Raw genomic sequence first — 24,074 nt, forward strand, 5'->3', positions numbered from 1 at the left:
GAGCCGGTCAGGCCCGGGGCCGCGTCATGTAGAAGGCGACGGCCGAGGTGGCGGCGACGTTGAGGGAGTCGACGCCCGCGTCCATCGGGATGCTCACCCGCACGTCGGCCGCGGCGAGGGCACCGGCGCTCAGCCCGTCGCCCTCGGTGCCGAAGAGGAGCGCCAGTCTGTCGTGGCGGCGCCCGGCGAGTTCGTCGAGGGTGATCGAGTTCGCGTCCAGGCACAGGGCCGCGGTGACGAATCCCGCCTCGTTCAGCAGGTGCGCGTCCTTCGGCCAGGACTCCAGCCGGGTCCAGGGGACTTGGAGGACGGCGCCCATCGAGACCTTCACGGCCCGCCGGTAGAGCGGGTCGGCGCAGCGCGGGGTGAGGAGTACGGCGTCGACGCCGAGCGCGGCCGCGTTGCGGAAGGCGGCGCCGAGATTGGCGTGGTCGACCATGTCCTCGAAGACGACGGCGCGGCGTGCCTTCCTCAGGAGGTCGGCGGGAGGCGGCAGGGGCTTGCGGCGCATGGAGGCGAGTGCGCCGCGGTGGACGTGGTAGCCGGTGACGCGTTCGGCGAGGTCCGGGGCCACCTGGTAGACGGGGGCGGCTGTCTCGTCGATGACGTCCCGCATGACGTCCGTCCACTTGGCCGTCAGGAGCATGGACCGCATCTCGTAACCGGCGGCCACGGCGCGGCGGATGACCTTCTCGCCCTCGGCGATGAACAGGCCCTCGGCGGGCTCGCGCCGACGGCGGAGTTCGACGTCCGTGAGGTCGGTGTAGTCGGTGAGGCGGGGGTCGGCGGAGCCGTCGGGGGACGCCTCGACGGTGACGATCTCAGCCACGGTCGGGACCGCCGCCGTCGCCGTCGTCGGGACCGGCGCCGACCGAGACGACGTCGCCGATGACGATGACGGCCGGGGGGCGCACGTCCCCCGTCCTGGCGGCTTCGGCGGCAGTTTCGAGTGTGGCGTCCACACGTCGCTGCGCCGCGGTCGTGCCTTCCTGGATCAGCGCCACGGGGGTCGACGGCGATTTGCCGTGGGCGACGAGGGTCAGGGCGATGGCGCCGATCTTGTCGACGGCCATCAGCAGGACGAGTGTGCCGCGCAGCCTGGCGAGCGCGGGCCAGTCGACCAGGGAGCGCGGGTCGTCGGGCGCCACATGGCCGCTGACCACGGTGAACTCGTGCGCCACGCCCCGGTGGGTGACGGGGATGCCCGCGGCGCCGGGCACGCTGATGGAGCTGGAGATACCGGGGACGACCGTGCAGGCGATGCCGGCCTCGGCGAGTGCCTGGGCCTCCTCCATGCCGCGGCCGAAGACGAAGGGGTCGCCACCCTTGAGCCGTACGACGGCCTTGCCCGCCTTGGCGTGCTCGATCAGCGCGTCGTTGATCGCCTCCTGGGCCATGGAGCGGCCGTACGGGATCTTCGCGGCGTCGATCACCTCGACGTGTGGCGGGAGTTCGTCGAGGAGGTCACGCGGGCCGAGACGGTCGGCGATGACGACGTCTGCCTCGGCGAGAAGGCGCCTGCCGCGCACGGTGATCAGCTCCGGGTCGCCGGGGCCGCCGCCGACGAGGGCGACCCCGGGGGTCCTGGTGCGGTGCCGGGGAGCGAGGAGGCTGCCGTCGCGCAGGCCCTCCACGATGGCGTCGCGCACGCCGGCGGAGCGTCGCGGATCGCGTCCGGTGAGGACGGCGACGGTCACGCCCTCACTGCGGCCGGTGGCCGGGGTCCAGGCGGTGGCGGCCTCGGCGTTGTCGCTGCGTACGCACCATGTCCTGTTCCGCTCGGCCTCGGCCGACGCGCGGGTGTTGGCGTCGGTGTCGCTGGAGGCGATCAGGACGTACCAGGCGTCGGCCAGGTCGCCGTCGGCGAACGGGCGGCGCTCCCAGCGGAGTTCACCGGCGTCGGCCATGGCTTCGACGGAGGGCGTCGCGGAGGGCGACACGAGCACGATGTCGGCGCCGGTCGCGATGAGGGCCGGCAGCCGGCGCTGGGCGACCTGGCCGCCCCCGATGACGACGACGCGCCGCCCGGCCAGACGGAGTCCGACGGGGTAGGCGGGATGCTCGGCCATGGTGCTGCGGGCTCCTCTGGGGACGGTGCGGGGTGGGGTGTCGGGGTGGTGAAGGGGCTGGTGGGGCGCGGGTTCCAGCTTAGTCGGGGGCGGCGAGGTGACCGTGAGGCGTCACCCGATCGCAGCGGATCCGCTCGGTTCCGGGTACGGGCACAGGGGTCGCCCCCGCACCCGCCCCTTCCCGAAACCGGGGCGCCGCCCCGGGCCCGTACGGCCTGCGCCCGTGCCCGCAGGCGCCGGGCAGGCTGGTTCGGGGCGCCGCCCCGGACCCCGCTCCTCGAACGCCGGAGGGGATGGGGACTACTTCTCCGTCACACCCGCCGAGTCGAACGTCGCCACCTCGTGCATCGCCCGCGCCGCGCTCTGGACGACCGGGAGCGCCAGCAGGGCGCCGGTGCCCTCGCCCAGGCGGAGGTCCAGATCGACCAGGGGCCGCAGGCCCAGCTTGTTGAGCGCGGCCACGTGGCCCGGTTCGGCGCTGCGGTGGCCCGCGATGCAGGCCGCCAGTGCCTCGGGGGCGATCGCGCGGGCGACCAGGGCCGCCGCTCCCGCGCTCACGCCGTCGAGGATGACCGGTGTACGCAGCGAGGCGCCGGCCAGCAGGAACCCGACGAGCGCCGCCTGCTCCAGTCCGCCGAAGGCCGCGAGGACGCCGATCGGGTCGGCGGGGTCGGGCCGGTGGAGTTCGAGACCACGGCGGACGACATCGATCTTGCGCGCGTGCATCTCGTCGTTGATGCCCGTGCCGCGCCCGGTGACCTCGGCGGGGTCGGCGTCCGTGTAGACCGAGATCAGCGCGGCGCATGCCGTGGTGTTCGCGATGCCCATCTCGCCGGTGAGCAGACCCTTGTTGCCCGCCGCCACCAGATCGCGGGCGGTCTCGATGCCCACGTCGATCGCGGCCAGCACCTCTTCGCGGGTCAGCGCGGGTCCGGTCGTGAAGTCGGCCGTGCCCGCGCGCACCTTCCGGGGCAACAGGCCCGGTGTGGCGGGCAGTTCACCCGCGACTCCGACGTCGATGACGCAGACCTCGGCGCCGACCTGATTCGCGAAGGCGTTGCAGACCGCGCCCCCGCCCAGGAAGTTGGCGACCATCTGGGCCGTCACCTCCTGGGGCCAGTGGGTGACGCCCTGCGCGTGCACTCCGTGGTCGCCCGCGAAGACCGCGACCGCCGCGGGCTCGGGGATCGGCGGCGGGCACTTCCGGGACAGACCGCTGAGCTGCGCGGAGATGATCTCCAGCATGCCGAGCGCACCGGCGGGCTTCGTCATCCGCTTCTGGCGCTCCCACGCCTCGCCGAGCGCCTTCGCGTCGAGGGGGCGGATCCCGGCGATCGTCTCCTTGAGGAGGTCGTGCGGCTCCTCACCGGGCAGGGCCCGGCGGCCGTACGTCTCCTCGTGGACGACCCAGGACAGCGGGCGGCGCTTGGACCAGCCCGCTTGGGCCAGCTCGGGCTCCTCCGGGAACTCGTCGACGTATCCGACACACAGGTACGCCACGACATCGAGGTGTTCGGGGAGGCCGAGCGCGCGGACCATCTCGCGCTCGTCGAAGAAGCTGACCCAGCCGACGCCGAGTCCTTCGGCGCGGGCGGCGAGCCACAGGTTCTCGACGGCGAGGGCGGAGGAGTACGGCGCCATCTGCGGCTGGGTGTGACGGCCGAGGGTGTGCCGGCCGCCGCGCGTCGGGTCGGCGGTGACGACGATGTTCACCGGGGTGTCGAGGATGGCCTCGATCTTCAGTTCCTTGAACTGCTTGGCCCGGCCCTTGGGGAGGGACTTGGCGAAGGCGTCGCGCTGGCGCTGGGCCAGTTCGTGCATCGTCTGCCGGGTCTCGGCGGAACGGATGACGACGAAGTCCCAGGGCTGCGAGTGACCGACGCTGGGGGCGGTGTGCGCGGCTTCCAGGACGCGGAGCAGCACCTCGTGCGGGATCGGGTCGGAGCGGAAGCCGTTGCGGATGTCGCGCCGTTCGCGCATCACGCGCAGAACGGCCTCGCGCTCGGCGTCGTCGTAGCCGGGGGCGGGGGGTGACGCGTCGTCGGTGACGGCGGAGGGCTCGGCGTCGGGCACCGGCGTCGGGGCCGCCACGGGAACGGCGGCAGCCACCGGCTCGGGGGCGGGCGCCGGTACGTGCTCCGCCACCTCCGCCTCGGCCGCGGGCTCCGCCTCCGCGACCGGTGCGGGCTCGGGGGCGGGCTCCGGTTGCGGCTCGGGCTCCGCCTGTACGGACTGCGGCTCGGCCGGCGCGGGGGCCACCGCGTCCGCGCCGGGCAGCGCTATCGGCTCGCGCTTCTCCTCTGCCTCGACCGGCTGCTCCACCGGTTCGGCCGGCTCGACGGCGGGGGCTTCGTCCACGACCCCCGCGTCGGGTGCGGGGAGAGGCTCGGGGGCGGGCTCCGCCACCGGCTCCTCGGCCACCGGCGCGGTCGCGGGCTCGGATTGGGCCTCGGGCTCGGGCACCTCTTCGGCAACCGTCTCGGGCTCGGGCTGGGGCTGGGCCTCGGGAGTCGGCTCGGGCGCGGGCACCTCTTCGGCAACCGCGTCGGGCTCGGGTTCGGGTTCGGGCACCTCTTCGGCAACCGCGTCGGGCACGAGCACGGGCGCGGGCACCTCTTCGGCAACCGCGTCGGGCTCGGGTTCGGGTTCGGGTTCGGGCGCGACTTCCCGGACCGGCTCGGGCTCCGGCGCCGGCTCCTGAACCGGCTCCTGAACCGGCTGGGGGGCGAACGTCGGTCCCCCCTCAGGGACGACCGTCTCTGCGGGAGCCTCGGGCGCGGACGTTTCCGCCACCACCTGCGGCTCGACGGCCACCTGCGGCTCGGCGACCGCGACGGCGGTCTCCGCCACCGGTGTCTCGGACTGCGGCGGGAGCGAGGCCCACGGGTCCGCGCCCAGCACGGGAATCGCGCCGAGCTGCGGGCCGGGGAGCGCGTCGGCCTCCTCGCGCGGGATGTCCAGATACTCGGGTCCGGCCGTGGGCGGCCCCTGGGTCCGTACGCGGACGGGGTTGGGCGGCGTACTCGAGGGACCGCGGTCCGCGAGCGAACGCACCACGCCACCCGTCGAGTCGGGCATCGGCGGACCCATGTGCAGCGGGCGGCGCGCGGGCGGCGGAGTCGGCGCGGGCGTGGCGGTCGGGACCCGTACGGCCCCGAGGTCGACCGAGCCCGAGTCACGGCCACCGGTCTCGTGCGCGCCCGGTTCGGGCGCGGGCGCTTCCCGGACCGCCGGTGCGGGAGCTTCCCGGAGCGGCTCCGGAGCGGGTGCCTCGGCGACTTCCTGCGGGGCGCTCCGCACGGCTTCCCGGGCGGGCTCGGGGGCCGACTGCGCCGCGGCGGCCGGAATCGGGCTCTCCACGGGGACGTCCGCCGGCGCGTACGCCTCGGGCGCCCCGGCGAACTCGGCCTGCTGAGGCACGGGTTGAGCGGACTGCGCGGGCGGGGCGGCGTGCATCGGCTGCATCTGCATGTGGGCCACGTCCGGCGCCGGGTACTCGGGCGGCGCCTGGTACGGAACCTGCCCCTGCACCGAGGGGTCGGCCTGGTACTCGGCCTGGTATTCGGGCTGCGAGTAGGTGGCGAGTCGCGACTGCGGCAGCGACGGTTCCTGCGGTGCGTACTCGGCCCGTCCCATCTGCTGCGGGACATGCCCCACGGGGACGGGCTCCGGGTCCGGCACGGCATAGCCGGGCGCGAGCGGATCGGCCGGGGGCGCCGGCTGCGGATCGCCCCAGGCACCCTGCGAACTCGGCATCAGCAGCAGGTCGTCGTCTTCGGGAGCACCGTCGGAGGGGCCCAGGTAGGCGTAGGAGCCGGCAGCGGGGTCGCCCGGCTGCTCCACCATGCCTGCGTTCTCCGGCTGTCCCTCGCCCGGGACCTGGCCGGTGTCAGTCATGCGTACCCCTCGCCCATTGGTTGTGCTCCTTCGGCCCTTCGACCGGGGCGCCCGATTTCGGCGGCGCGTCCGGCGCCCGTCAGTGTCAACGAGCGTGGGCGCCGCGCGGCACGAGTCGAGCCGCGGCCCGCACGTATTCTCGCGGCCCTTCGGCGCCGACACACGGTGATCCGCGGCGGCATGCTGTGGGCTGCGCCACGTTGCGCGTCCCCCGGTGCAGCCGTACCACATGGGGGTCCAAAACGACCCACTTTTCCGGACATTGACGAACGAAGCGACGAACGACCGGCTGCGGTACAACGATCGGTCAGCCTACCTCGCGCCTCTGACAACGGGGTCAGGGGGCGCGATCCGGCCGCTTCCCGGACACCAGGAAAACCACGGAGCGTTCGCGCTCGGACCAGGCCCCGGTGTCCATGTCGACGGACTGGAGCAGAACGCATTCCACCGTGTAACCACCCTCGCGCAGGGCGCTGCTGACGGCCTCGGCCTCGTCCCGTGTGGCCGCGTGCGTCACGATGCGCGCGGGCCTGCGGTCGGCGCAGGCGACGACGACATCGACTCCCCCGCCGCCGATGCGTACGACGTCGGGTTCGGGCAGGTTCTCCAGGACGTGGGGCGCGCGGCCTTCCACGACTTCCAGTTGCACGCCGGCGCGACGGGCGGCGGCGGCCGTGCTCGCGCACGCGCCCGGCTCCGCGTCGACGGCGATCACGGCGGCGCCGAAGCGCCCCGCCTCGGCGGCGAGCGCGCCGCTGCCCGACCCGATGTCCCAGACCAGGTCGCCGGTACGGGCTCCGAGCCGGGCGAGCTGGGCCGCGCGCAGCCAGGTCGACTCGCCCTCGTCGAGGTCGATGCCGTACTCCTCGGAGGGCAGTGCCCAACCCCGTACGGCGGGCGGGTACTCGGGGTCGTGGCCGGCGATCCAGCCGCCCGTCCGGACGGGCGCGGTGCCGATGCCGCCGACGACGATCACCACGTTGGGGTCGCGCCAGACGTGGTCGGCGGCCTTGTCGGAGGTGAGGACGGTGACCTGTTCGCGGTCGGTGCCCAGCTCCTCGCAGATCACGAAGGTGCGGTGAACTCCTGCGAGCAGCAGGGCGAGTTCGGCGGGGCCGGCGCCCGGGGAGGTGAGGACGGCGACCTTGGTGTGCGCCCGGCACACGTTGACGGCGCGCCGGAGCGTGCGCCGTTGGGCGACCACCACTTGGGCGTCGTCCCAGGGCATTCCGGCGCGGGCGAAGGCGGCGGCCACGGCGGACACGGCGGGTACGACTTCGACCTCCAGGCCGTGCTCGGGGGCGCGCAGGGTGCGTACGACACCGAAGAACCCGGGGTCGCCGTCGGCCAGTACGACGGCGCCGCCGCGGTGGCCGGCGATCCGGCGGGCCGCGAGGTCGACACTGCCGAGGCGGATGCGTTCGGCGTCCGGCGGGACTTCCGGCAGGGTGAGATGGTGGGCGGCACCGGCCACCAGTGTGGCGGCGGCGAGCGCGGACGTGGCCGCGGGCGCGAGGGGCGAGCCGTCCCAGCCGATCACCGTGACGCGGTCGGCCATCGTCGTCAGTCTCCCCAGAGGTCGTGAGGTGGTGTTCTCGCAGGCCGGAGTTGCCGCGGATCAAGTGATTCTTGAGGGGGTCCGCACCGGGGCGGTGCGTGTGAGGGTACCCGTCGCGCCGTCCGCCCGGGGGCCCGGGGCCCGGGAGCCGCGGCTGGATCGCGGACCGCCCGCGTTCAGTTCCAGTCGGTGAAGGAGGCGTAGCCGCCCGCGTCCGCCATCTGCTCGGCCACGCCTTCGAGGTCCTCGGGCAGCAGGCTCCAGACGATGAGGTCGGTGCGGATGTCGATCCAGCCCCCGGCCTCCGTCTGGGTCCGCGCTATCCACGCGTTGCGCAGGACTCCCTCGCTGATGCAGCCGGCCTTCTGCGCGACCTGCTGGGCCGCGGTGTTGTCGGCGGCGGTGCGCAACTCGATGCGCTCGAAGGTCTGGTCCCGGAAGAGCCACTGCGCGACGGCGAGCACCGACTCGGTGGCGTACCCCTCGCCGCGCGCCCAGGGTGCGGTGATGTAGGAGATCTCCGTCGCGCGGGTGCGCCAGTTGGTGTTCTGGAGACGGGCGAGACCGACGAGGCGCTGGGTGAGGAACTCGGTGACGGCGAGGACCAGTCCGCGCCCCTCGGTGCGTTCGGCCGGGGCGAGCCCGCTCACCCACTCCTCGGCGTCCCGGGTGGTGTAGGGATGCGGCGTCGACGTCCACGCGATGACCGGTTCGTCATTCATCATCTCGATGTGCGCCGGGATGTCCGCGGCCTCGAACGGGCGCAGCACCAGCCGCTCGGTGCTGATGGAGACGTCCGGAAAGGTGGTAGTCATGCGCAGCTCCATGCCTCAGTCCGTCGTAAATGCACAGCATGCAGCATCGGGTGAGCCCCGCACACGGGCGGGGTGTGCGGGGCTCGTACCGGATTGACGGGCTGGTTACGCGAGTTGGTTACGCCGGCGGACCGAAGGCGGGCAGGACCGCGCCGTTCTTGTAGGTGTCCTTGATGTACTTCTCCACCTCGGGCGAGTTGAGGAGCTTCGCGAGCTTCAGCACGCGCGGATCCTTCTCGCTGCCCTCCTTGACGGCGAGGAAGTTGGCGTACGGGTTGTCCTCGGTCTTCTCCAGGGCCAGTGAGTCCTCGGCGGGGTTGAGGTCCGCCTCGATGGCGTAGTTGCCGTTGATGACGGCGGCGTCCACGTCGTTCAGTGCGCGGGGCAGAGTCGCTGCCTCCAGCTCCTTGAACTTCAGGCCCTTGTCGTCCTTGATGTCGGAGAGGGTGCCGTTGCCCTCCACACCGTCCGCGAGCGTGATCACGTCGTTGTCGGCGAGGAGCTTCAGCGCCCGGCCCTCGTTGACGGTGTCGTTGGGGATCGCCACGGTCTGGCCGGACTTGAGGGAGCTCAGGTCCTTGACCGTCTTGGAGTAGAGGGCCAGCGGCTCCAGGTGGACGTTGACGACCGGCACGATGTGGGTGTCGTTCTTCTTGTTGAAGTCGTCGAGGTACGGCTTGTTCTGGAAGTAGTTGGCGTCGACCTCGCCGCTCTCGGTGGCGGTGTTCGGCAGGACGTAGTCCGTGAACTCCTTGACGTCCAGCTCGAGTCCGGCGTCCGCCGCGAGATTGTCCTTGATGTGGTTCAGGATGTCGGCGTGCGGCGTCGGGGACGCCGCGACGGTCAGTGGCTTGGACTCGTCGGCCTTCGCGCCGTCCCCGGTCTTCTCCGCGGGGTCGGACGAGGTGCCGCAGCCGCTCAGGCCGATGGCGAGCGCGGTGGTGGCCGCGGCGGCGGCGATCTTGAGGTGAGTGCGCACGAAGAGTGCCTCTTTCCGGTGTGGGTGGTCGGTCCCGGACAAGGAGTGCGGGCCCGGTGGGACATCTGGAGGGCTGCGGCCTACGCCGTACGGGTCCGGCGGGTCAGCAGCCGTACGGCGAGGTCGCCGATCAGCTGAATGGCGGTGACGATCAGGATCAGCACGACGACCGTGGCGATCATGAAGCCGTTCTCGAACCGCTGGAATCCGTAGGTGACGGCCTTGGAGCCGAGACCTTCGCCGCCGACCGCGCCGGCCATGGCCGAGTAGCCGATGAGCGCGATGACGGTGGTGGTCGTGCCGGAGACGATCGACGGCAGGGCCTGCGGCAGCAGCACCTTGCGGACGATGGTGGGGATCGAGCCGCCCATGGCCTGGACGGCTTCGACGAGGCCGTGGTCGACCTCCCGTATCGCCGTCTCCACCAGCCGGGCGAAGAACGGGATCGCGCCGATGGCGAGCGGCACGATCATCGCGGTGGGGCCGATGAAGGTGCCGACGACGAAGGTGGTGAAGGGGATCAGTGCGATCAGCAGGATGATGAAGGGCAGGGAGCGGCCGATGTTCACGATCACGCCGACGACCTTGTTGACGGGCGTGTTCTGGAGCAGGCCGCCCTTGTCGGTGAGGACGAGCAGGACGCCGAGCGGCAGTCCGCCGACGACGGTGACGAGCGCCGACCACAGCACCATGTAGAGGGTGTCGAGAGTCCCCTGGCCGAGCAGCGGCTGCATTTCGGACCAGGTCACCTGGCACCGTCCTTGGTGAGCGCGGCGGGCTGTTCGGTGGATCCGGCCGGGTCCTCGGTCACCGGGCCGGCCACGTCCTCGGCGGCCGGTTGGTCGACGACCCGGACCTGGAGACCCTGTTCGCGCAGGAAGCCGAGCGGTACGACGTTCTCCTCGAAGGGGCCGGGCAGTTCGATGCGCATCCGGCCGATCTGGCGGCCTGCGACGGTGTCCATCGCCGCGCCGAGTATCGAGATGTCGATGTTGTAGGTGCGCGACAGCCGGGAGATGACCGGCCGGGTGGCCGCGTCGCCGTGGAAGGTGACGTCGATGACCGTGCTGCCGGGTCCGTTTCCGGCACCGTCCACGGGGAACAGCTCGTGGGCCAGCCTGGAGCCGGGAGTGGCGAGCAGTTCGCCCACCGTGCCGGACTCGGTGATCCGGCCGTTCTCCATCAGCGCGGCCGAGTCGCAGATCGTCTTCACGACCTCCATCTCGTGCGTGATCAGCAGGACGGTGAGGCCGAGTTGCCGGTTGATGTCGCGCAGCAGTCGCAGGATGGAGCGGGTCGTCTCCGGGTCGAGCGCGCTGGTCGCCTCGTCGGAGAGCAGCACCTTCGGGTTGCCGGCCAGGGCGCGTGCGATGCCGACGCGCTGTTTCTGGCCGCCGGAGAGCTGTGCGGGGTAGACCCCGGCCTTGTCGGCGAGGCCGACGAGGTCGAGCAGTTCCAGGGCCCGGCGGGAGCGTTCCTGCCCGGAGCGGCCGAGGATCTCCAGCGGCAGTTCGATGTTGTCCTTGACGGTGCGCGAGGACAGCAGGTTGAAGTGCTGGAAGACCATGCCGATGGAGCTGCGCGCGCGGCGCAGTTCCTTGCCGGCCCGTCGGCCGCGCCCGGCGAGCGCGGTCAGATCGGTCCCGTCGACGCTCACGGTTCCCGCCGTGGGGCGTTCGAGGAGGTTGACGCAGCGGATGAGGGAGGACTTCCCGGCGCCGCTGCGGCCGACGACTCCGAAGACCTCACCCTCGCGTACGTGCAGGTCGACGCCGTCCAGAGCGGTGACCTCATGGCCGCGCGACCGGCCTGTCCGGCCGGTCCGGTAGACCTTCGTCAGGCCCGTAGTGGTGATCACAGGGGTTTCCGTCACTGTCGGGTGCGCGGCGCGATGGCCGCCGGGGCAGGGGGAGTTGCTGGAGGGGCGGGCGGGGGTCCGACAGGACGCGGCGCGGCACGGCACGTCGGCTCACGGCGGCCCACGGCCGGTCACCTGTGCTGTGGTGGGTGACCGTGCGGCGCTGTGCGCGGGCGGGCGTGGTCCTGGTGCGTGACGTACGAGAGGTACGGAGCGCCTCGACGGACACCGCGTCGCTGCTGTCGGGTCCCGCTTCGGGGCGCGGGACTCAGGCAGGGGCCCTCAGTGGGCGCACATTCGACACAGACAGCGAGCACCGGGCGTCGTGATCGCCTCGGTCGCAAGGGTGCGGCTGCTCGTCGTGGTCATGGCGCAAGTAAAGCAGACACCGTTCTGAGATCCGGCCGGCTGTCCGAATACCGGACGCGCCGTCCGGGCCCTGTCCGCGGTGCGGCGGAGCGCTCAGACGACCACGTCGATCTCCAGTTCCGAGCCTCTGACCTGCACGGATACGACAGTGAGATCGCCGACGACGGCGTCGGCGGTCAGTTCGGCGCGGTCGTGCGTTGTGGCCAAGGCCACGGTCCCCATGCCGGCGGCGGTCCCGGAGCGCAGTCCGGCCGGTGCGTCCTCGAAGACCAGGCAGCGCGCCGGGTCGACGCCGAGCCGCCGCGCGGCGAGCAGGAACGGCTCGGGGTCGGGCTTGCCGCGCGTGATGTCGTCGGCGGCGATCAGCGTCTTGGGCCGGACGCCGACCTCGGCGAGCCGGGCCTCCGCGAGCCGCCGGGAGGCGGAGGTGACCACGGCCCACCGGTCGGCGGGCAGCGCGGCGAGCAGATCGGCGGCGCCGGGCAGCAGGACGACTCCGCCGGCCACGTCCTCGACCTCCAGCCGCTCGATGCGGGCCACGGCCGCGGGCACGGTCGCGGCGGGCAGCAGGTCGGCGACGATCTCGGCGGCGGGGCGGCCGTGCAGCTCCACGCGGGCGAAGTCGTCCGCCGAGACGCCGAACTCGCCGGCCCAGCGGGTCCAGCACCGGTACACCGAGGCCATGGAGGAGATGAGCGTCCCGTCGTTGTCGAACAGGAGGGCGTCGGCGTGGATCTTCATGGGAATCGACCCCACGACACCGGTCCGGGCCGTCCTCGACACCTTCGGGGACCGGCCCGCAGGGGCGAGGACACCGGCCCTTTCGGGCCGTAATAGTCTCGACCTCATGCTTGTCGCCCTGACGGTCACGGTCTCCGTGGCCGCCCTCCTCCTCGCCGCCTGGTGCGGTTTCGCCGCGTACCGGCACCAGCCCACCAAGGACTGGCACTTCATCGGCATGGCCGTGGTCACGGTGCTGGCGCTCGCCCAACTGGTCGTCGGGATCGTCCAGTTGGCGCGCGGCGAGGAGCCGGCGGAGAGTTCGGTGATCTTCGTCTCGTATCTGATCGGCGCGTTCGCCGCCGTACCGGCCGCGGGATTGCTGTCCCTGTCCGAGCGGACCCGGTGGGGCTCGGTGACGGTCTCCGCGGGCGCGGTCGTCCTCGCCGTGCTCGAAGTGCGCCTGTACGACATCTGGGGAGGCTGACGGTGGAGACCGGGACAGGGGCCGGGGCGGGCACGGCGGGCCGCGACGGGGGCGAGCGGCCGGGCGGGCGGACACGGCTGGTCCAGGGGCCCGGACTGCTGCTGGTCTGGCTCTACGGGGTGATGTCGGTCGGCGCGGTGTCGCGGACCGCCTTCGAGATCTCCACCAAGTTCGACCGCGCACCACTGGCGTACGCGCTGTCGGGCATCGCCGCCGTCGTGTACGTGTTCATCACGTACACGCTCGTACGGGGCGGCGAGACGGCCCGGAAGGCGGCGCTGGTGTGCTGCGCGGCCGAACTCGTCGGCGTGCTGGCCGTCGGGACCTGGACGATCGTGGACCCCTCCGCCTTCCCCGAGGCGACGGTCTGGTCGGGGTTCGGCTGGGGCTATGTCTTCATTCCCGTGCTGCTGCCGGTCACGGGGATGCTGTGGCTGCGCGGGTCCCGACGGAGTTGAGCGGACCGACGAGGCGTACGCCGTCGCGCCGTTGAACGTCAGGCGCTGGCGACGAAGGCTCCCGCGGACGCCTCCTTCTCCAGTGTCACGAGCGTGATGCCGGGACCGGCCGCCTCGCTGGCCACCGGCGCGTACCCCTTGCTCCGGTAGAGCCGCAGATTGCCCTCGCTGCGATTGCCGGTGAAGAGCTGGAAGCGCTTGGCCGCCTCGTCGCCGGCGAAGCTCCCCTCGATCGCGTCGAGCAGCCGGCCGCCGAGGCCGTGGTGCCGCATCCGCGGATGGACGATGAGCTTGCCGATCCTGGCCGTGCCCTCGGTGTCGATGACGCCCCGCACGGAGGCGACGACTTCACCGCCGAGCCTGGCCACCAGCGCGTGGCCGCGGGCGATCTCGTCCTTGAGGTCGTCGAGGGTCTGGGTCAACGGTTCGATGGTGTAGTCACCGTAGAGCTCGGCCTCGCTCTGGTAACACAGGTACTGCAGCTTGAGAATGTGCTCCGCGTCCTGCGCACTCGCCGCTGAGATGGTCACGCTCATGCCCATGTGTGCATGCCTCCCGCTCACCTGCTGCCGCCGGTTGTCTACCGCTCCTTTCCCCGGAGTTCAGGAGCTGCAACCTCTGTGGTGAGCATTCTGCGCAGGCATCACAGGCATCCGGAATACACCGACCTCAATCTCTCCTGTGAGATACCCAACTCCCCTGTGATTCAGCGGGTGCTGGGGCCGTCGGGCGACAACATCCCAGCCGGTGGGGCCGGACGGCGGCCAGGTGTACGCTCTGCCCCTCCCTGCCCAACTCGGCCCCCGCCACGAACGGTTGTGCCCCGGCCGGCAGGAGCCGGCCGGGGCACCAACGGGCGCGTTCGTGCGGGACTCAGTCCTTGGTGAAGTCGGCGGCGGCCAGCAGGCCCGTGTCCGGGTTGTCGGTGAAGATGCCGTCGATGCCCTGCTCGAAGTAGGCCTTGAAGGCCCCGAAGGCGTCGCCGTAGGCGTTGGGGTCCGTGCCGACCCGGAAGTCGGCCGGCAGGAAGCTGTTCTCGTTGCGCATCGTGTACGGGTGCAGGATCAGGCCCTTCGCGTGGGCGTCGCGCACCAGCGTGGTCGGCTCGCCGAGCTTGCCGTCCTTGTCCTTCGGGATGATCAGGTCGACCCACGGGCCGATGCCCTGCGCGAACGACGCGATCCACTTCAGGCCCGCGGGCGTGATGAGGTCGGAGACGAAACGCGGGTCACCCGACTGCTTGAAGTCCCACGGCTGGGTGTCGGCCGCGTCGAAGAGCACGACACGCGGGGTCGAGACCAGCTTGGCCATCCGCTGCATGCTGGTGGGCTCGAAGGACTGGAGGAAGAGCGGGGAGTCGCGGCGGTCCCTGCCGTAGCGGCGCAGCAGCTTCGCGAGCCGCTCCTCCAGGCCGAGGCCGAGGCCGCGGAAGTAGGTGGGGTGCTTCGTCTCGACGTACAGCCATACGGGCTCACCCCGGCGGCGGCCCTCCTCGTCCGCCCAGCGCAGCACCTCCTCGAAGGTGGGGATCTCCCAGCGGCCGTTGTAGAGGGTGCTGTGGGGGCGGCTCTGCGGGATGCGCTCCTTGGCCCGCAGCTTCTTCAGCTCGGCGAGGGTGAAGTCCTCGGTGAACCAGCCGGTGAGGCTGACCCCGTCGACGCTCTTGGTCGTCCTGCGCCCCGCGAACTCGGGGTGGTCGGCGACGTCCGTGGTCCCCGTGATGTCGTTCTCGTGACGGCAGACGAGATGACCGTCCTTGGTCGGCACGAGGTCCTGCTCGATCACATGGGCGCCGAGGTCGAGCGCGAGCTGGTACGAACCGAGGGTGTGCTCGGGCCGGTAGCCGCTGGCGCCGCGGTGTCCGACGATCGTGGGCACGGGCAGGCGCCCCTTCGGCGGGCGGGTCCGGCCGCCGTGCGTGCCGCTCTGCGCGGCCTGCGCCGTACCGGCCGCACCCACGGAGAGACCGAGCACCGCCGCTCCCAGCACGGTCCTTCGTCCCGGGATGTTTCCCGCACCCTGTGTCATGAACGCTCCTTCATGTGATGTCCATGTGCTGTCCCGCACCTGTCAAGCCAGGGCTTGATCGTAGGCAGCCGACCCCTACGGAGGGCAGACCCGGCGCGAACACACCCCAAACTCGTGTCAACACTGGGTATCCGTTCGATGAACCCGATGTGCGCGGGGGGCCGACCCGCGAGTATCGTCCTCACCTGCAGAGAGTTAGGGCCCGTAGCCCTGATCCGGCCTGATCCAAGAGACGGGCCCCAACGGCTCGATACGACCGCTCACCAACCGGAGGACCACGTTGTCCCGCTTTGCGCTCGTCAAGGCAGTGCTCGGACCGATCTTGCGTCTGATGTTCCGCCCACGGGTGGAGGGCGCCGAGAACATTCCGGGGACGGGTCCGGTGATCCTCGCCGGCAACCACCTCACCTTCATCGACTCGATGATCCTGCCGCTCGTCTGCGGCAGCCGTCCGGTCTTCTTCATCGGCAAGGACGAGTACGTCACCGGCAAGGGGCTCAAGGGCCGGCTGATGGCCTGGTTCTTCACCGGCTGCGGCATGATCCCGGTGGACCGTGACGGCGGGCGCGGCGGTGTCGCCGCGCTGATGACCGGCCGCCGGGTGCTGGAGGACGGTCATATGTTCGGCATCTACCCGGAGGGCACGCGCTCCCCCGACGGCCGCCTGTACCGGGGCCGTACGGGTATCGCGCGCCTCACGCTGATGACCGGCGCGCCCGTGGTGCCGTTCGCGATGATCGGCACGGACAAGATCCAGCCGAACGGGTCGGGGATGCCGCGGCCGAGCAGGGTGACGGTCCGTTTCGGCGCGCCGATGGAGTTCTCGCGGTACGACGGCATGGACCGCGACCGCTACGTGCTGCGGGCGGTGACCGACTCCGTGATGACGGAGGTCATGCGGCTCGGCGGCCAGGAGTACGTGGACATGTACGCCACCAAGGCGAAGGCGGCCTGACCCGCCGTCCGCTCCGGGGCACGGTCACCGGGCGCCGGTGACCGGTCCGGTCCGGTCCGGTCCGGTCCGGTCCGGTCACCGTACGGACGAGGGCTGCTTCTCCACTTCCTCCTCCAGCTTCTGACCGCGCAGCAGGAACCACGCGACCACCGAGGTCGCGAGCAGCACCGCCGCTCCCGCGCCCGCCGCGATGCGCAGGCCGTGGACGAACGCCTCCTGCGCCGCGGCGACCAGTTCCGCGGCCTGGTGGCCGGGGACCGCGCCGGCCGCCTCGACCGCGCCGCCCAGGGACTCGTGGGCGGCCGAGGCCGTCTCCGCCGGTACGCCCGCCGGTGTCGGGAAGCCCCGGTAGACGCCGGTGACGATCGAGCCGAGGAGCGCGATACCGAGCGCGGCGCCCAGTTCGTACGCCGTCTCCGACACCGCCGACGCCGCGCCCGCCTGTTCCTTGGGAACGCTGGAGAGGATCACGTCCGCCGTCACGGTGAAGGAGAATCCCGCGCCGACGCCGACGACCAGCAGCACGCCGCCGAGCAGCGGGTAGCCGGTGTCCTCGGACAGCAGGACGAGCGCGGCGGTCGCCAGGCCGACACCGGCGAGGCCGCCGGCCACCACCAGCCGTACGGAGAACCGGCGGGCGGCCCGGCCGGCGAGCAGCCCCGCCGTCACGGCGCCGACGGCGGCGGGCAGTTCGGCGACGCCCGCCTCCAACGGGCCGCGCCCCTGCACGAGTTGCAGATACTGCGAGAGGAAGAAGACGAGCCCCGACAGGCCGAGGATGGTCAGCAGATCGGCCAGCACGGCCCCGGAGAAGCCCCGGTTCCTGAACAGCCGCATGTCGAGCAGCGGGTGGCGGATCGTGAGCTGTCGCCGTACGAACACGATCAGCGCGCCGACGCCGACCACCGCGGCCGCGGCGATGTCCCAGCGCATCCCGTGCGCGGCGGCTTCCTTGATGGCGTACACGACACCGACGATCCCCACGAGGGACAGCAGCACGCTGCGCATGTCCCAGGGGCCGGGTGCGGGGTTCTTCGACTCGGGCAGCAGCTTCACGCCGACGACGACGAGGACGGCCATGACGGGCAGGTTGATCAGGAAGACCGAGCCCCACCAGAAGTGCTCCAGCAGGAATCCGCCGACGACCGGGCCCACGGCGGCGCCCGCCGAGGCCGCGGCGCCCCAGATGCCGATGGCGAGGCTGCGCTCCCTCGGGTCGTGGAAGATGTTGCGGATCAGGGCGAGCGTGGACGGCATCAGTGTGGCGCCCGCGACACCCAGCAGCGCCCGCGCGACGATCATCATCTCCGGGCTGGTGGCGTAGGCGTTGAGGACGGAGACGGCGCCGAAGGCGACCGCGCCGGTCAGGAGCAGCTTCTTGCGGCCGATCCGGTCGCCGAGGCTGCCCATGGAGACGAGCAGGCCGGCGATGACGAACGAGTAGATGTCGCCGATCCAGAGCAGCTGGGTGCCCGACGGCTTGAGGTCCTCGCTGAGGAACGGAGTGGCGAGGCCGAGGACCGTGGCGTCGACGGCCACCAGCAGCACGGCCAGGACGAGCACCGAGAGGGCGAGCCAGCGCCCCGGCTGGTACCGGCGGTCCGCCGCCGGCCGGTCGGTGATGATCATTGCTCCACGCTCCGTCGTGCTCCGCCGAGCAGCAACTCGGCGATCATGTACTGAAAGTCCTTGGGGGCGACCCGTCCGTCCTGGACGGCCCACGCGCAGCTGCCGATGAGTCCGTAGAAGGCCTCGGTGAGCCAGGCGGGGGGCAGATCGATCCGGAACTCGCCCCGCTCCTGTCCGCGCCGGAAGAGCGCGGCGACGCGGGCGTCGAGCCTGTCCCACCCCTCGTTGACCTCGCCCTCGAAGAGCTGGTTCTCGGTGACGAGGAAGGCCAGCAGTCCGGCGGCGGGCTCGACCCGGGCGATGAGCCGGCGGACCGCGTCGCCCGCGGGGCCCTCGTCCGTCCGTGCCGCGTCGAGCGCCGCTTCGAACTCCTGGATGCCGGACTCCTCCAGCGCCCTGACCAGGGCGTCGCGTCCCGCGAAGTGCCGGTGCAGGGTGGCCCGGCCGATCCCGGAGGCCCGCGCGACCTCGTCCATGGTGGCGGTGGCCTTGCGGGTGAGGAGGGCGGCGGCCGTACGCAGCACCTGGTCGCGATCGACTGTCATGAGACAACCATAGACCAAATGAGACACCGATGTCTCATTCAATACGAACGCCGCTCAGTACAGGGCGCTGTCGAACGGGAGCCCTCCAAGGGATATCTTGATGTCGAGCAATGTTGCAGACGTTGAGCGGAGCAGCCGGTGACAGACTCGACCATCATTTACACGCACACCGACGAGGCCCCGGCCTTGGCCACGTACTCGTTCCTGCCTGTGGTCGAGGCCTATGCCTCGACGGCCGGGGTCACGGTGGAGCGCCGTGACATCTCTCTGGCGGGGCGGATCATCGCCGGATTCGCCGACCGTCTCGAAGAGGGACAGCGGATCGACGACGCGCTCGCGGAGCTGGGCGCCCTCGCCAAGACCCCCGCGGCCAACATCATCAAGCTGCCGAACATCTCGGCGTCGATCCCGCAGCTGAAGGCGGCGATCGCGGAGCTCCAGCAGCAGGGGTACGCGCTCCCCGACTACCCGGACGACCCGAAGTCGGACGAGGACAAGGACGTACGGGCACGCTACGACAAGGTCAAGGGCAGCGCCGTGAACCCGGTGCTGCGCGAGGGCAACTCGGACCGCCGCGCCCCCGCCTCGGTCAAGAACTACGCCAAGGCGCACCCGCACCGGATGGGCGCCTGGACCGCCGAGTCCAAGACGAACGTCGCGCACATGGACGCCGACGACTTCCGCTCCACCGAGAAGTCCGCCGTGATCGCCGAGGACGGCACGCTGCGGATCGAGCTGGTGGGCGACGACGGGAACACCACCGTCCTGCGCGAGTCGGTACCCGTGCTGGCCGGCGAGGTCGTGGACGCGTCCGCGATGCGCGTGGCGGCGCTGCGTGAGTTCCTCACGGCGCAGATCGCCCGTGCCAAGGCCGAGGACGTGCTGTTCTCGGTGCACCTGAAGGCCACGATGATGAAGGTCTCCGACCCGATCATCTTCGGTCACACCGTGCGCGCCTTCTTCCCCAAGACGTTCGCGGAGCACGGCCACACCCTCGCGGCGGCCGGTCTGAGCCCGAACGACGGTCTCGGCGGCATCCTCAAGGGCCTTGAGTCGCTGCCCGAGGGAGCGGCGATCGCGGAGTCCTTCACGGCCGAGCTGGCCGAGGGTCCCGCGCTGGCGATGGTCGACTCCGACAAGGGCATCACCAACCTGCACGTGCCGAGCGATGTCATCGTCGACGCCTCCATGCCGGCCATGATCCGTACCTCCGGCCACATGTGGGGCCCGGACGGCGGCGAGGCCGACACGCTCGCCGTCATCCCCGACAGCAGCTACGCGGGCATCTACCAGGTTGTCATCGACGACTGCCGCGCCAACGGCGCCTACGACCCGTCGACCATGGGCTCGGTGTCCAACGTCGGCCTGATGGCGCGGGCGGCCGAGGAGTACGGCAGCCACGACAAGACCTTCGAGATCCCCGCCACCGGCACGGTGCGCGTCGTGGACGCGGCGGGCACCGCCGTACTGGAGCAGACGGTCAGCGCCGGCGACGTGTTCCGCATGTGCCAGACCAAGGACGTGCCGATCCAGGACTGGGTCAAGCTCGCCGTCACCCGCGCCCGCGCCACCGGGAACCCGGCCGTGTTCTGGCTGGACGAGGGCCGCGCGCACGACGCCAACCTGATCGCCAAGGTGAACGCGTACCTGCCCGAGCACGACACCGAGGGGCTGCGCATCGAGATCATGACGCCGGTCGAGGCCATCGCGTTCTCGCTGGAGCGCATCCGGCGCGGTGAGGACACCATCTCGGTCACCGGCAACGTCCTGCGTGACTACCTGACCGACCTCTTCCCGATCCTGGAGCTCGGTACGAGCGCCAAGATGCTCTCGGTCGTGCCGCTCATCAACGGCGGCGGGCTCTTCGAGACCGGCGCGGGCGGCTCGGCCCCCAAGCACGTGCAGCAGCTCGTCAAGGAGGACTACCTGCGCTGGGACAGCCTCGGCGAGTTCCTCGCGCTGGCCGTCAGCTTCGAGCACCTCGCGACGACGACGGGCAACGCGCGGGCCCAGGTGCTGGCCGACACGCTCGACCGCGCCACCGGCACGTTCCTGAGCGAGAACAAGTCGCCCAGCCGCAAGGTCGGCGGGATCGACAACCGCGGCAGCCACTTCTACCTGGCGCTCTACTGGGCGCAGGAGCTGGCGAAGCAGACCGAGGACGCACAGCTCGCCGAGGCGTTCACGGCCCTCGCCGGGACGCTCGCCGAGCAGGAGCGGACGATCGTGGACGAGCTGCTCGCCGTGCAGGGCTCGCCCGTCGACATCGGCGGTTACTACCAGCCGGACCCGGCCAAGGCGGAAGCCGTGATGCGGCCGTCGAAGACGTTCAACCAGGCGATCTCGACGCTGGGTTGATCCGACCGCGCGACGCGAGAGCGCCGGACGGGCTCGACAGGAGCCCGTCCGGCGCTCTCGTTTCCGGCCGCTTCCGCGCTTACCCCTTCGCCGTCGCCCACGCGTGCTGGAGCGCCAGGTCCGTCTTCACCTCGGCGAGCTGGACGGCGACCGCCGAGGGCGCCGTACCCCCGCGCCCGTCACGGGACGCCAGTGCGCCGGAGACGTTGAGGACGCCACGGACCTCCAGCGTCAGATGCTCGGAGATCGCGGCGAACTGGTCGTCGGTCAGCTCGTCGAGCTCGATCCCCTGCCTCTCGCACACCTTGACGCACTCGCCCGCGACCTCGTGCGCGACCCGGAACGGCACACCCTGCCTGACCAGCCATTCGGCGATGTCGGTGGCGAGGGAGAATCCGGCGGGGGCCAGCTCCGCCATCCGCTCGCGGTTGACCGTGAGGGTTGCCATCATGCCGGTGAACGCGGGGAGCAGGACCTCCAGTTGGTCGCAGGAGTCGAAGACCGGCTCCTTGTCCTCCTGGAGATCGCGGTTGTACGCGAGCGGCAGCGCCTTGAGCGTGGCCAGCAGGCCGGTGAGGTTGCCGATGAGCCGGCCCGACTTGCCGCGGGCCAGCTCCGCGATGTCGGGGTTCTTCTTCTGCGGCATGATCGACGAGCCCGTGGAGAACGCGTCGTGGAGCGTGACGAAGGAGAACTCCTTCGTGTTCCAGATGATGACCTCTTCGGCGATCCGCGAGAGGTTCACGCCGATCATCGCGGTGATGAAGGCGAACTCGGCGACGAAGTCCCGCGAGGCGGTGCCGTCGATCGAGTTGGCGGCCGAACCGTGCTCGAAGCCGAGGTCGGCGGCGACCGCCTCCGGGTCGAGCCCGAGCGACGAGCCGGCCAGCGCGCCGGAGCCGTACGGCGAGACCGCCGTCCGCTCGTCCCACTGCCGCAGCCGCTCCGCGTCGCGCGACAGGGACTGCACATGCGCCAGCACATGGTGGGCGAAGAGCACCGGCTGAGCGTGCTGGAGATGCGTACGGCCCGGCATGGCCACGTCCGGGTGCGCCTCGGCGAGTGAGACGAGCGCGTCCTGGAGTTCGGCGATCAGGCCGCCGATGATCCGCGCGTGGTCGCGCAGATACATCTTGAAGAGGGTGGCGACCTGATCGTTGCGGGACCGGCCGGCGCGCAGCTTGCCGCCGAGGTCCGCGCCGAGCTGTTCGAGGAGGCCACGCTCCAGTGCGGTGTGGACGTCCTCGTCGGCGATCGTGCCGGTGAAGGAGCCGTCGGCGACGGACGCCTCCAGCCGGTCGAGCCCGGCGAGCATCCGGTCCAGCTCCTCCTCGGTCAGGAGGCCGGCTCTGCTGAGCACGCGCGCGTGCGCGCGGGAGCCCGCGACGTCGTACGGCGCGAGGCGCCAGTCGAAGTGCACGGAGGCCGACAGCTTGGCCAGGGCCTCGGCGGGGCCGTCGGCGAAACGGCCGCCCCAGAGCCGGACGTCGCCGGTGTTGCTGCTCACTACGGGGGTGCTCCTTGAGTGCGTCGCGCTGGTGCGGCGAGCGGGGCCGGGGCTCTGCCCGGGCCCCGGTCCTCGATCGCCGGGCGGGCTCATTATGAGCCCGCCCGGCGATCGAGGACATTCGGGTAGGAGTGTGGCGGGGAGAGGGACTACGCCTGGTCGCGCTTCGCGGCGATCTTGGCCGAGAGACCGAACAGCTCGATGAAGCCCTGCGCCTTGGACTGGTCGAAGGTGTCGCCCGAGTCGTACGTCGCCAGGTTGAAGTCGTAGAGCGACTCCTCCGAGCGCCGGCCGGTGACGACGGCACGGCCGCCGTGCATGGTCATCCGGATGTCGCCGGTGACGTGCTGGTTGGCCTCGTTGATGAAGCCGTCCAGGGCGCGCTTCAGCGGGGAGAACCACAGACCGTCGTAGACCATCTCGCCCCACCGCTGCTCGACCTGCCGCTTGTAGCGGGCCAGCTCGCGCTCGACGGTGACGTTCTCCAGCTCCTGGTGCGCGGTGATCAGCGCGATCGCGCCCGGGGCCTCGTACACCTCACGGGACTTGATGCCGACGAGCCGGTCCTCGACCATGTCGATCCGGCCGATGCCCTGGGCGCCCGCCCGCTCGTTCAGCTGCTGGATCGCCTGGAGGACCGTGACCGGCTTGCCGTCGATGGCGACCGGGACGCCCTCCTTGAAGGAGATGACGACCTCGTCGGCGTCGCGGTGCTCGGCCGGGTTGGACGTGTACTCGTAGATGTCCTCGATCGGGCCGTTCCAGATGTCCTCCAGGAAGCCCGTCTCGACCGCCCGTCCGAAGACGTTCTGGTCGATGGAGTACGGGGACTTCTTGGTGGTCGCGATCGGGAGGTTCTTCTCCTCGCAGAAGGCGATCGCCTTGTCACGGGTCATCGCGTAGTCGCGGACCGGGGCGATGCACTTCAGCTCGGGGGCGAGGGCGACGATGCCGGCCTCGAAGCGGACCTGGTCGTTGCCCTTGCCGGTGCAGCCGTGGGCGACGGTGTCGGCGCCGTGCTTCTTGGCGGCGGCCACGAGGTGCTTGACGATCGTCGGCCGGGAGAGGGCCGAGACCAGCGGGTAGCGGTCCATGTAGAGCGCGTTGGCCTTGATCGCCGGGAGGCAGTACTCGTCGGCGAACTCGTCCTTGGCGTCGGCGACCTCGGCCTCGACGGCACCACAGGCGAGCGCGCGCTTGCGGATGACGTCGAGGTCCTCGCCGCCCTGACCGACATCCACGGCGACGGCGATGACCTCGGCGCCCGTCTCCTCGGCGATCCAGCCGATGGCGACGGAGGTGTCCAGGCCCCCCGAGTAGGCGAGTACGACGCGCTCGGTCACGGGTTTCTCCTAACGGTGCATACGCTGACGGGTATAACTATGCAGTCCACCGTATGTTTTGTCAACGCGGTCCCGGCAGGTCGGCCCGAACACGCTCCCCGCATCACCCGTCGCTCTCCGTGATCTCGGCCACCAGTACCCGTGGATGGCTGTGCTCCAGGTCCTTGGTGGCCGTGAGAAGGGTGAGCGTGCCTTCGGCGGCCAGCTCCACGAGCCGTTCGAGGGCCTCCGAGGCGGCCGAACCGGCTTCGGCCAGTTCCTCGCGGTATCGGTCGGCGAATTCCGGGTACTTCCGCGGATCGTGCCCGTACCACTTCCGCAGTTCGGCGGACGGGGCCGCCGTTTTCAGCCAGTCGTCGAACACGGCGTCGGTCTTGGCGAGCCCGCGCGGCCAGAGGCGGTCGACGAGCACCCGCGTGCCGTCGCCCGGCTCCGCCGCCTCGTAGACCCGCCGGATCCGTACCCCGTGTGCCGGCTTCTTCTCGGTCATGCGTCCCGT

At 71.3% G+C, this 24,074-nt stretch carries 20 protein-coding genes; 4 read left to right on the top strand and 16 right to left on the bottom strand.

Annotated features, from left to right (window positions below):
- Nucleotides 1–7: 7 nt before the first annotated feature.
- The 9 genes from SSPS47_RS05115 to SSPS47_RS05155 all read right to left on the bottom strand — a co-directional run bounded on the left by SSPS47_RS05115 (nt 8) and on the right by SSPS47_RS05155 (nt 12,286).
- Nucleotides 8–829: an RNA methyltransferase gene (locus tag SSPS47_RS05115; protein WP_164249062.1), complete on the bottom strand. Its 822-nt coding sequence runs from the start codon at nt 827–829 to the stop codon at nt 8–10.
- Nucleotides 822–2,069 carry a uroporphyrinogen-III C-methyltransferase gene (gene cobA, locus SSPS47_RS05120; protein ID WP_164249064.1) on the bottom strand — a complete coding sequence of 416 codons (1,248 nt, stop codon included), beginning with the start codon at nt 2,067–2,069 and terminating at the stop codon, nt 822–824. The genes SSPS47_RS05115 and cobA overlap by 8 nt, the downstream gene beginning before the upstream one ends.
- A gap of 300 nt (nt 2,070–2,369) precedes the next feature.
- Nucleotides 2,370–5,966, bottom strand: coding sequence for a nicotinate-nucleotide--dimethylbenzimidazole phosphoribosyltransferase (gene cobT / locus SSPS47_RS05125; protein ID WP_164249066.1), 3,597 nt, complete (start codon nt 5,964–5,966; stop codon nt 2,370–2,372).
- Nucleotides 5,967–6,303: 337 nt separating this feature from the next.
- The gene (cbiE, locus tag SSPS47_RS05130; RefSeq protein WP_164249068.1) at nt 6,304–7,524 is read right to left on the bottom strand and encodes a precorrin-6y C5,15-methyltransferase (decarboxylating) subunit CbiE; all 1,221 of its coding nucleotides are present in this window, start codon (nt 7,522–7,524) and stop codon (nt 6,304–6,306) included.
- Nucleotides 7,525–7,700: 176 nt separating this feature from the next.
- Nucleotides 7,701–8,339: a GNAT family N-acetyltransferase gene (locus SSPS47_RS05135; protein WP_164249070.1), complete on the bottom strand. Its 639-nt coding sequence runs from the start codon at nt 8,337–8,339 to the stop codon at nt 7,701–7,703.
- 118 nt (nt 8,340–8,457) lie between these two features.
- Nucleotides 8,458–9,318 (bottom strand): MetQ/NlpA family ABC transporter substrate-binding protein, encoded by an 861-nt coding sequence (locus SSPS47_RS05140; RefSeq protein WP_164249072.1) that lies wholly within the window; start codon nt 9,316–9,318, stop codon nt 8,458–8,460.
- Nucleotides 9,319–9,398: 80 nt separating this feature from the next.
- On the bottom strand, nt 9,399–10,067 hold the full coding sequence (locus SSPS47_RS05145; RefSeq protein ID WP_164249074.1) for a methionine ABC transporter permease: 669 nt from the start codon (nt 10,065–10,067) through the stop codon (nt 9,399–9,401).
- Nucleotides 10,064–11,176 (bottom strand): ATP-binding cassette domain-containing protein, encoded by a 1,113-nt coding sequence (locus tag SSPS47_RS05150; protein ID WP_164249076.1) that lies wholly within the window; start codon nt 11,174–11,176, stop codon nt 10,064–10,066. The genes SSPS47_RS05145 and SSPS47_RS05150 overlap by 4 nt, the downstream gene beginning before the upstream one ends.
- A gap of 462 nt (nt 11,177–11,638) precedes the next feature.
- Nucleotides 11,639–12,286 (bottom strand): HAD-IA family hydrolase, encoded by a 648-nt coding sequence (locus tag SSPS47_RS05155; RefSeq protein ID WP_164249078.1) that lies wholly within the window; start codon nt 12,284–12,286, stop codon nt 11,639–11,641.
- A gap of 106 nt (nt 12,287–12,392) precedes the next feature.
- Here SSPS47_RS05155 and SSPS47_RS05160 point away from each other — a divergent pair, with 106 nt between their 5' ends.
- Together SSPS47_RS05160 and SSPS47_RS05165 are read left to right on the top strand one after the other, a co-directional pair.
- Nucleotides 12,393–12,752 (top strand): hypothetical protein, encoded by a 360-nt coding sequence (locus tag SSPS47_RS05160; RefSeq protein WP_164254390.1) that lies wholly within the window; start codon nt 12,393–12,395, stop codon nt 12,750–12,752.
- A 122-nt stretch (nt 12,753–12,874) separates the two neighbouring features.
- Nucleotides 12,875–13,210: a hypothetical protein gene (locus SSPS47_RS05165; RefSeq protein ID WP_343234922.1), complete on the top strand. Its 336-nt coding sequence runs from the start codon at nt 12,875–12,877 to the stop codon at nt 13,208–13,210.
- A gap of 38 nt (nt 13,211–13,248) precedes the next feature.
- On the opposite strand, the gene SSPS47_RS05170 is transcribed toward SSPS47_RS05165, so the two are convergent.
- The gene (locus SSPS47_RS05170; protein ID WP_147877658.1) at nt 13,249–13,752 is read right to left on the bottom strand and encodes a GNAT family N-acetyltransferase; all 504 of its coding nucleotides are present in this window, start codon (nt 13,750–13,752) and stop codon (nt 13,249–13,251) included.
- Nucleotides 13,753–14,083: 331 nt separating this feature from the next.
- Complete coding sequence (locus tag SSPS47_RS05175; RefSeq protein WP_164249080.1) at nt 14,084–15,238, bottom strand: glycerophosphodiester phosphodiesterase; 1,155 nt, start codon at nt 15,236–15,238, stop codon at nt 14,084–14,086.
- A 280-nt stretch (nt 15,239–15,518) separates the two neighbouring features.
- On the opposite strand from SSPS47_RS05175, the gene SSPS47_RS05180 reads away from it, so the two are divergent.
- Nucleotides 15,519–16,193 (top strand): lysophospholipid acyltransferase family protein, encoded by a 675-nt coding sequence (locus SSPS47_RS05180; protein ID WP_147877660.1) that lies wholly within the window; start codon nt 15,519–15,521, stop codon nt 16,191–16,193.
- Between the two features lie 75 nt (nt 16,194–16,268).
- On the opposite strand, the gene SSPS47_RS05185 is transcribed toward SSPS47_RS05180, so the two are convergent.
- Together SSPS47_RS05185 and SSPS47_RS05190 are read right to left on the bottom strand one after the other, a co-directional pair.
- Nucleotides 16,269–17,822, bottom strand: a complete 1,554-nt coding sequence (locus SSPS47_RS05185; RefSeq protein WP_164249082.1) for an MFS transporter — start codon at nt 17,820–17,822, stop codon at nt 16,269–16,271.
- Entirely contained in the window at nt 17,819–18,367 is a 549-nt protein-coding gene (locus tag SSPS47_RS05190; RefSeq protein WP_164249084.1) for a TetR/AcrR family transcriptional regulator, read from the bottom strand. Before SSPS47_RS05190 ends, SSPS47_RS05185 begins: the two co-directional genes overlap by 4 nt.
- A gap of 138 nt (nt 18,368–18,505) precedes the next feature.
- Here SSPS47_RS05190 and SSPS47_RS05195 point away from each other — a divergent pair, with 138 nt between their 5' ends.
- Nucleotides 18,506–20,725, top strand: coding sequence for an NADP-dependent isocitrate dehydrogenase (locus tag SSPS47_RS05195; RefSeq protein WP_164249086.1), 2,220 nt, complete (start codon nt 18,506–18,508; stop codon nt 20,723–20,725).
- 79 nt (nt 20,726–20,804) lie between these two features.
- On the opposite strand, the gene argH is transcribed toward SSPS47_RS05195, so the two are convergent.
- From argH to SSPS47_RS05210, 3 genes are all read right to left on the bottom strand, one after another.
- Nucleotides 20,805–22,232, bottom strand: a complete 1,428-nt coding sequence (gene argH / locus SSPS47_RS05200; protein ID WP_164249088.1) for an argininosuccinate lyase — start codon at nt 22,230–22,232, stop codon at nt 20,805–20,807.
- A gap of 149 nt (nt 22,233–22,381) precedes the next feature.
- Complete coding sequence (locus tag SSPS47_RS05205) at nt 22,382–23,575, bottom strand: argininosuccinate synthase (RefSeq protein WP_147877664.1); 1,194 nt, start codon at nt 23,573–23,575, stop codon at nt 22,382–22,384.
- Nucleotides 23,576–23,678: 103 nt separating this feature from the next.
- Nucleotides 23,679–24,065 (bottom strand): DUF488 family protein, encoded by a 387-nt coding sequence (locus SSPS47_RS05210; protein ID WP_164249090.1) that lies wholly within the window; start codon nt 24,063–24,065, stop codon nt 23,679–23,681.
- Nucleotides 24,066–24,074: the final 9 nt, after the last annotated feature.

The organism is Streptomyces sp. S4.7 (genome assembly GCF_010384365.1).
Taxonomy (GTDB): domain Bacteria; phylum Actinomycetota; class Actinomycetes; order Streptomycetales; family Streptomycetaceae; genus Streptomyces.

Coding starts and splice junctions, on each gene's coding strand:
- cobA (WP_164249064.1), bottom strand. CDS start 2,069: ATGGCCGAGCATCCCGCCTACCCCGTCGGACTCCGTCTGGCCGGGCGG.
- cobT (WP_164249066.1), bottom strand. CDS start 5,966: ATGACTGACACCGGCCAGGTCCCGGGCGAGGGACAGCCGGAGAACGCA.
- cbiE (WP_164249068.1), bottom strand. CDS start 7,524: ATGGCCGACCGCGTCACGGTGATCGGCTGGGACGGCTCGCCCCTCGCG.
- SSPS47_RS05135 (WP_164249070.1), bottom strand. CDS start 8,339: ATGACTACCACCTTTCCGGACGTCTCCATCAGCACCGAGCGGCTGGTG.
- SSPS47_RS05155 (WP_164249078.1), bottom strand. CDS start 12,286: ATGAAGATCCACGCCGACGCCCTCCTGTTCGACAACGACGGGACGCTC.
- SSPS47_RS05160 (WP_164254390.1), top strand. CDS start 12,393: ATGCTTGTCGCCCTGACGGTCACGGTCTCCGTGGCCGCCCTCCTCCTC.
- SSPS47_RS05165 (WP_343234922.1), top strand. CDS start 12,875: ATGTCGGTCGGCGCGGTGTCGCGGACCGCCTTCGAGATCTCCACCAAG.
- SSPS47_RS05170 (WP_147877658.1), bottom strand. CDS start 13,752: ATGGGCATGAGCGTGACCATCTCAGCGGCGAGTGCGCAGGACGCGGAG.
- SSPS47_RS05175 (WP_164249080.1), bottom strand. CDS start 15,238: ATGACACAGGGTGCGGGAAACATCCCGGGACGAAGGACCGTGCTGGGA.
- SSPS47_RS05185 (WP_164249082.1), bottom strand. CDS start 17,822: ATGATCATCACCGACCGGCCGGCGGCGGACCGCCGGTACCAGCCGGGG.
- SSPS47_RS05190 (WP_164249084.1), bottom strand. CDS start 18,367: ATGACAGTCGATCGCGACCAGGTGCTGCGTACGGCCGCCGCCCTCCTC.
- SSPS47_RS05210 (WP_164249090.1), bottom strand. CDS start 24,065: ATGACCGAGAAGAAGCCGGCACACGGGGTACGGATCCGGCGGGTCTAC.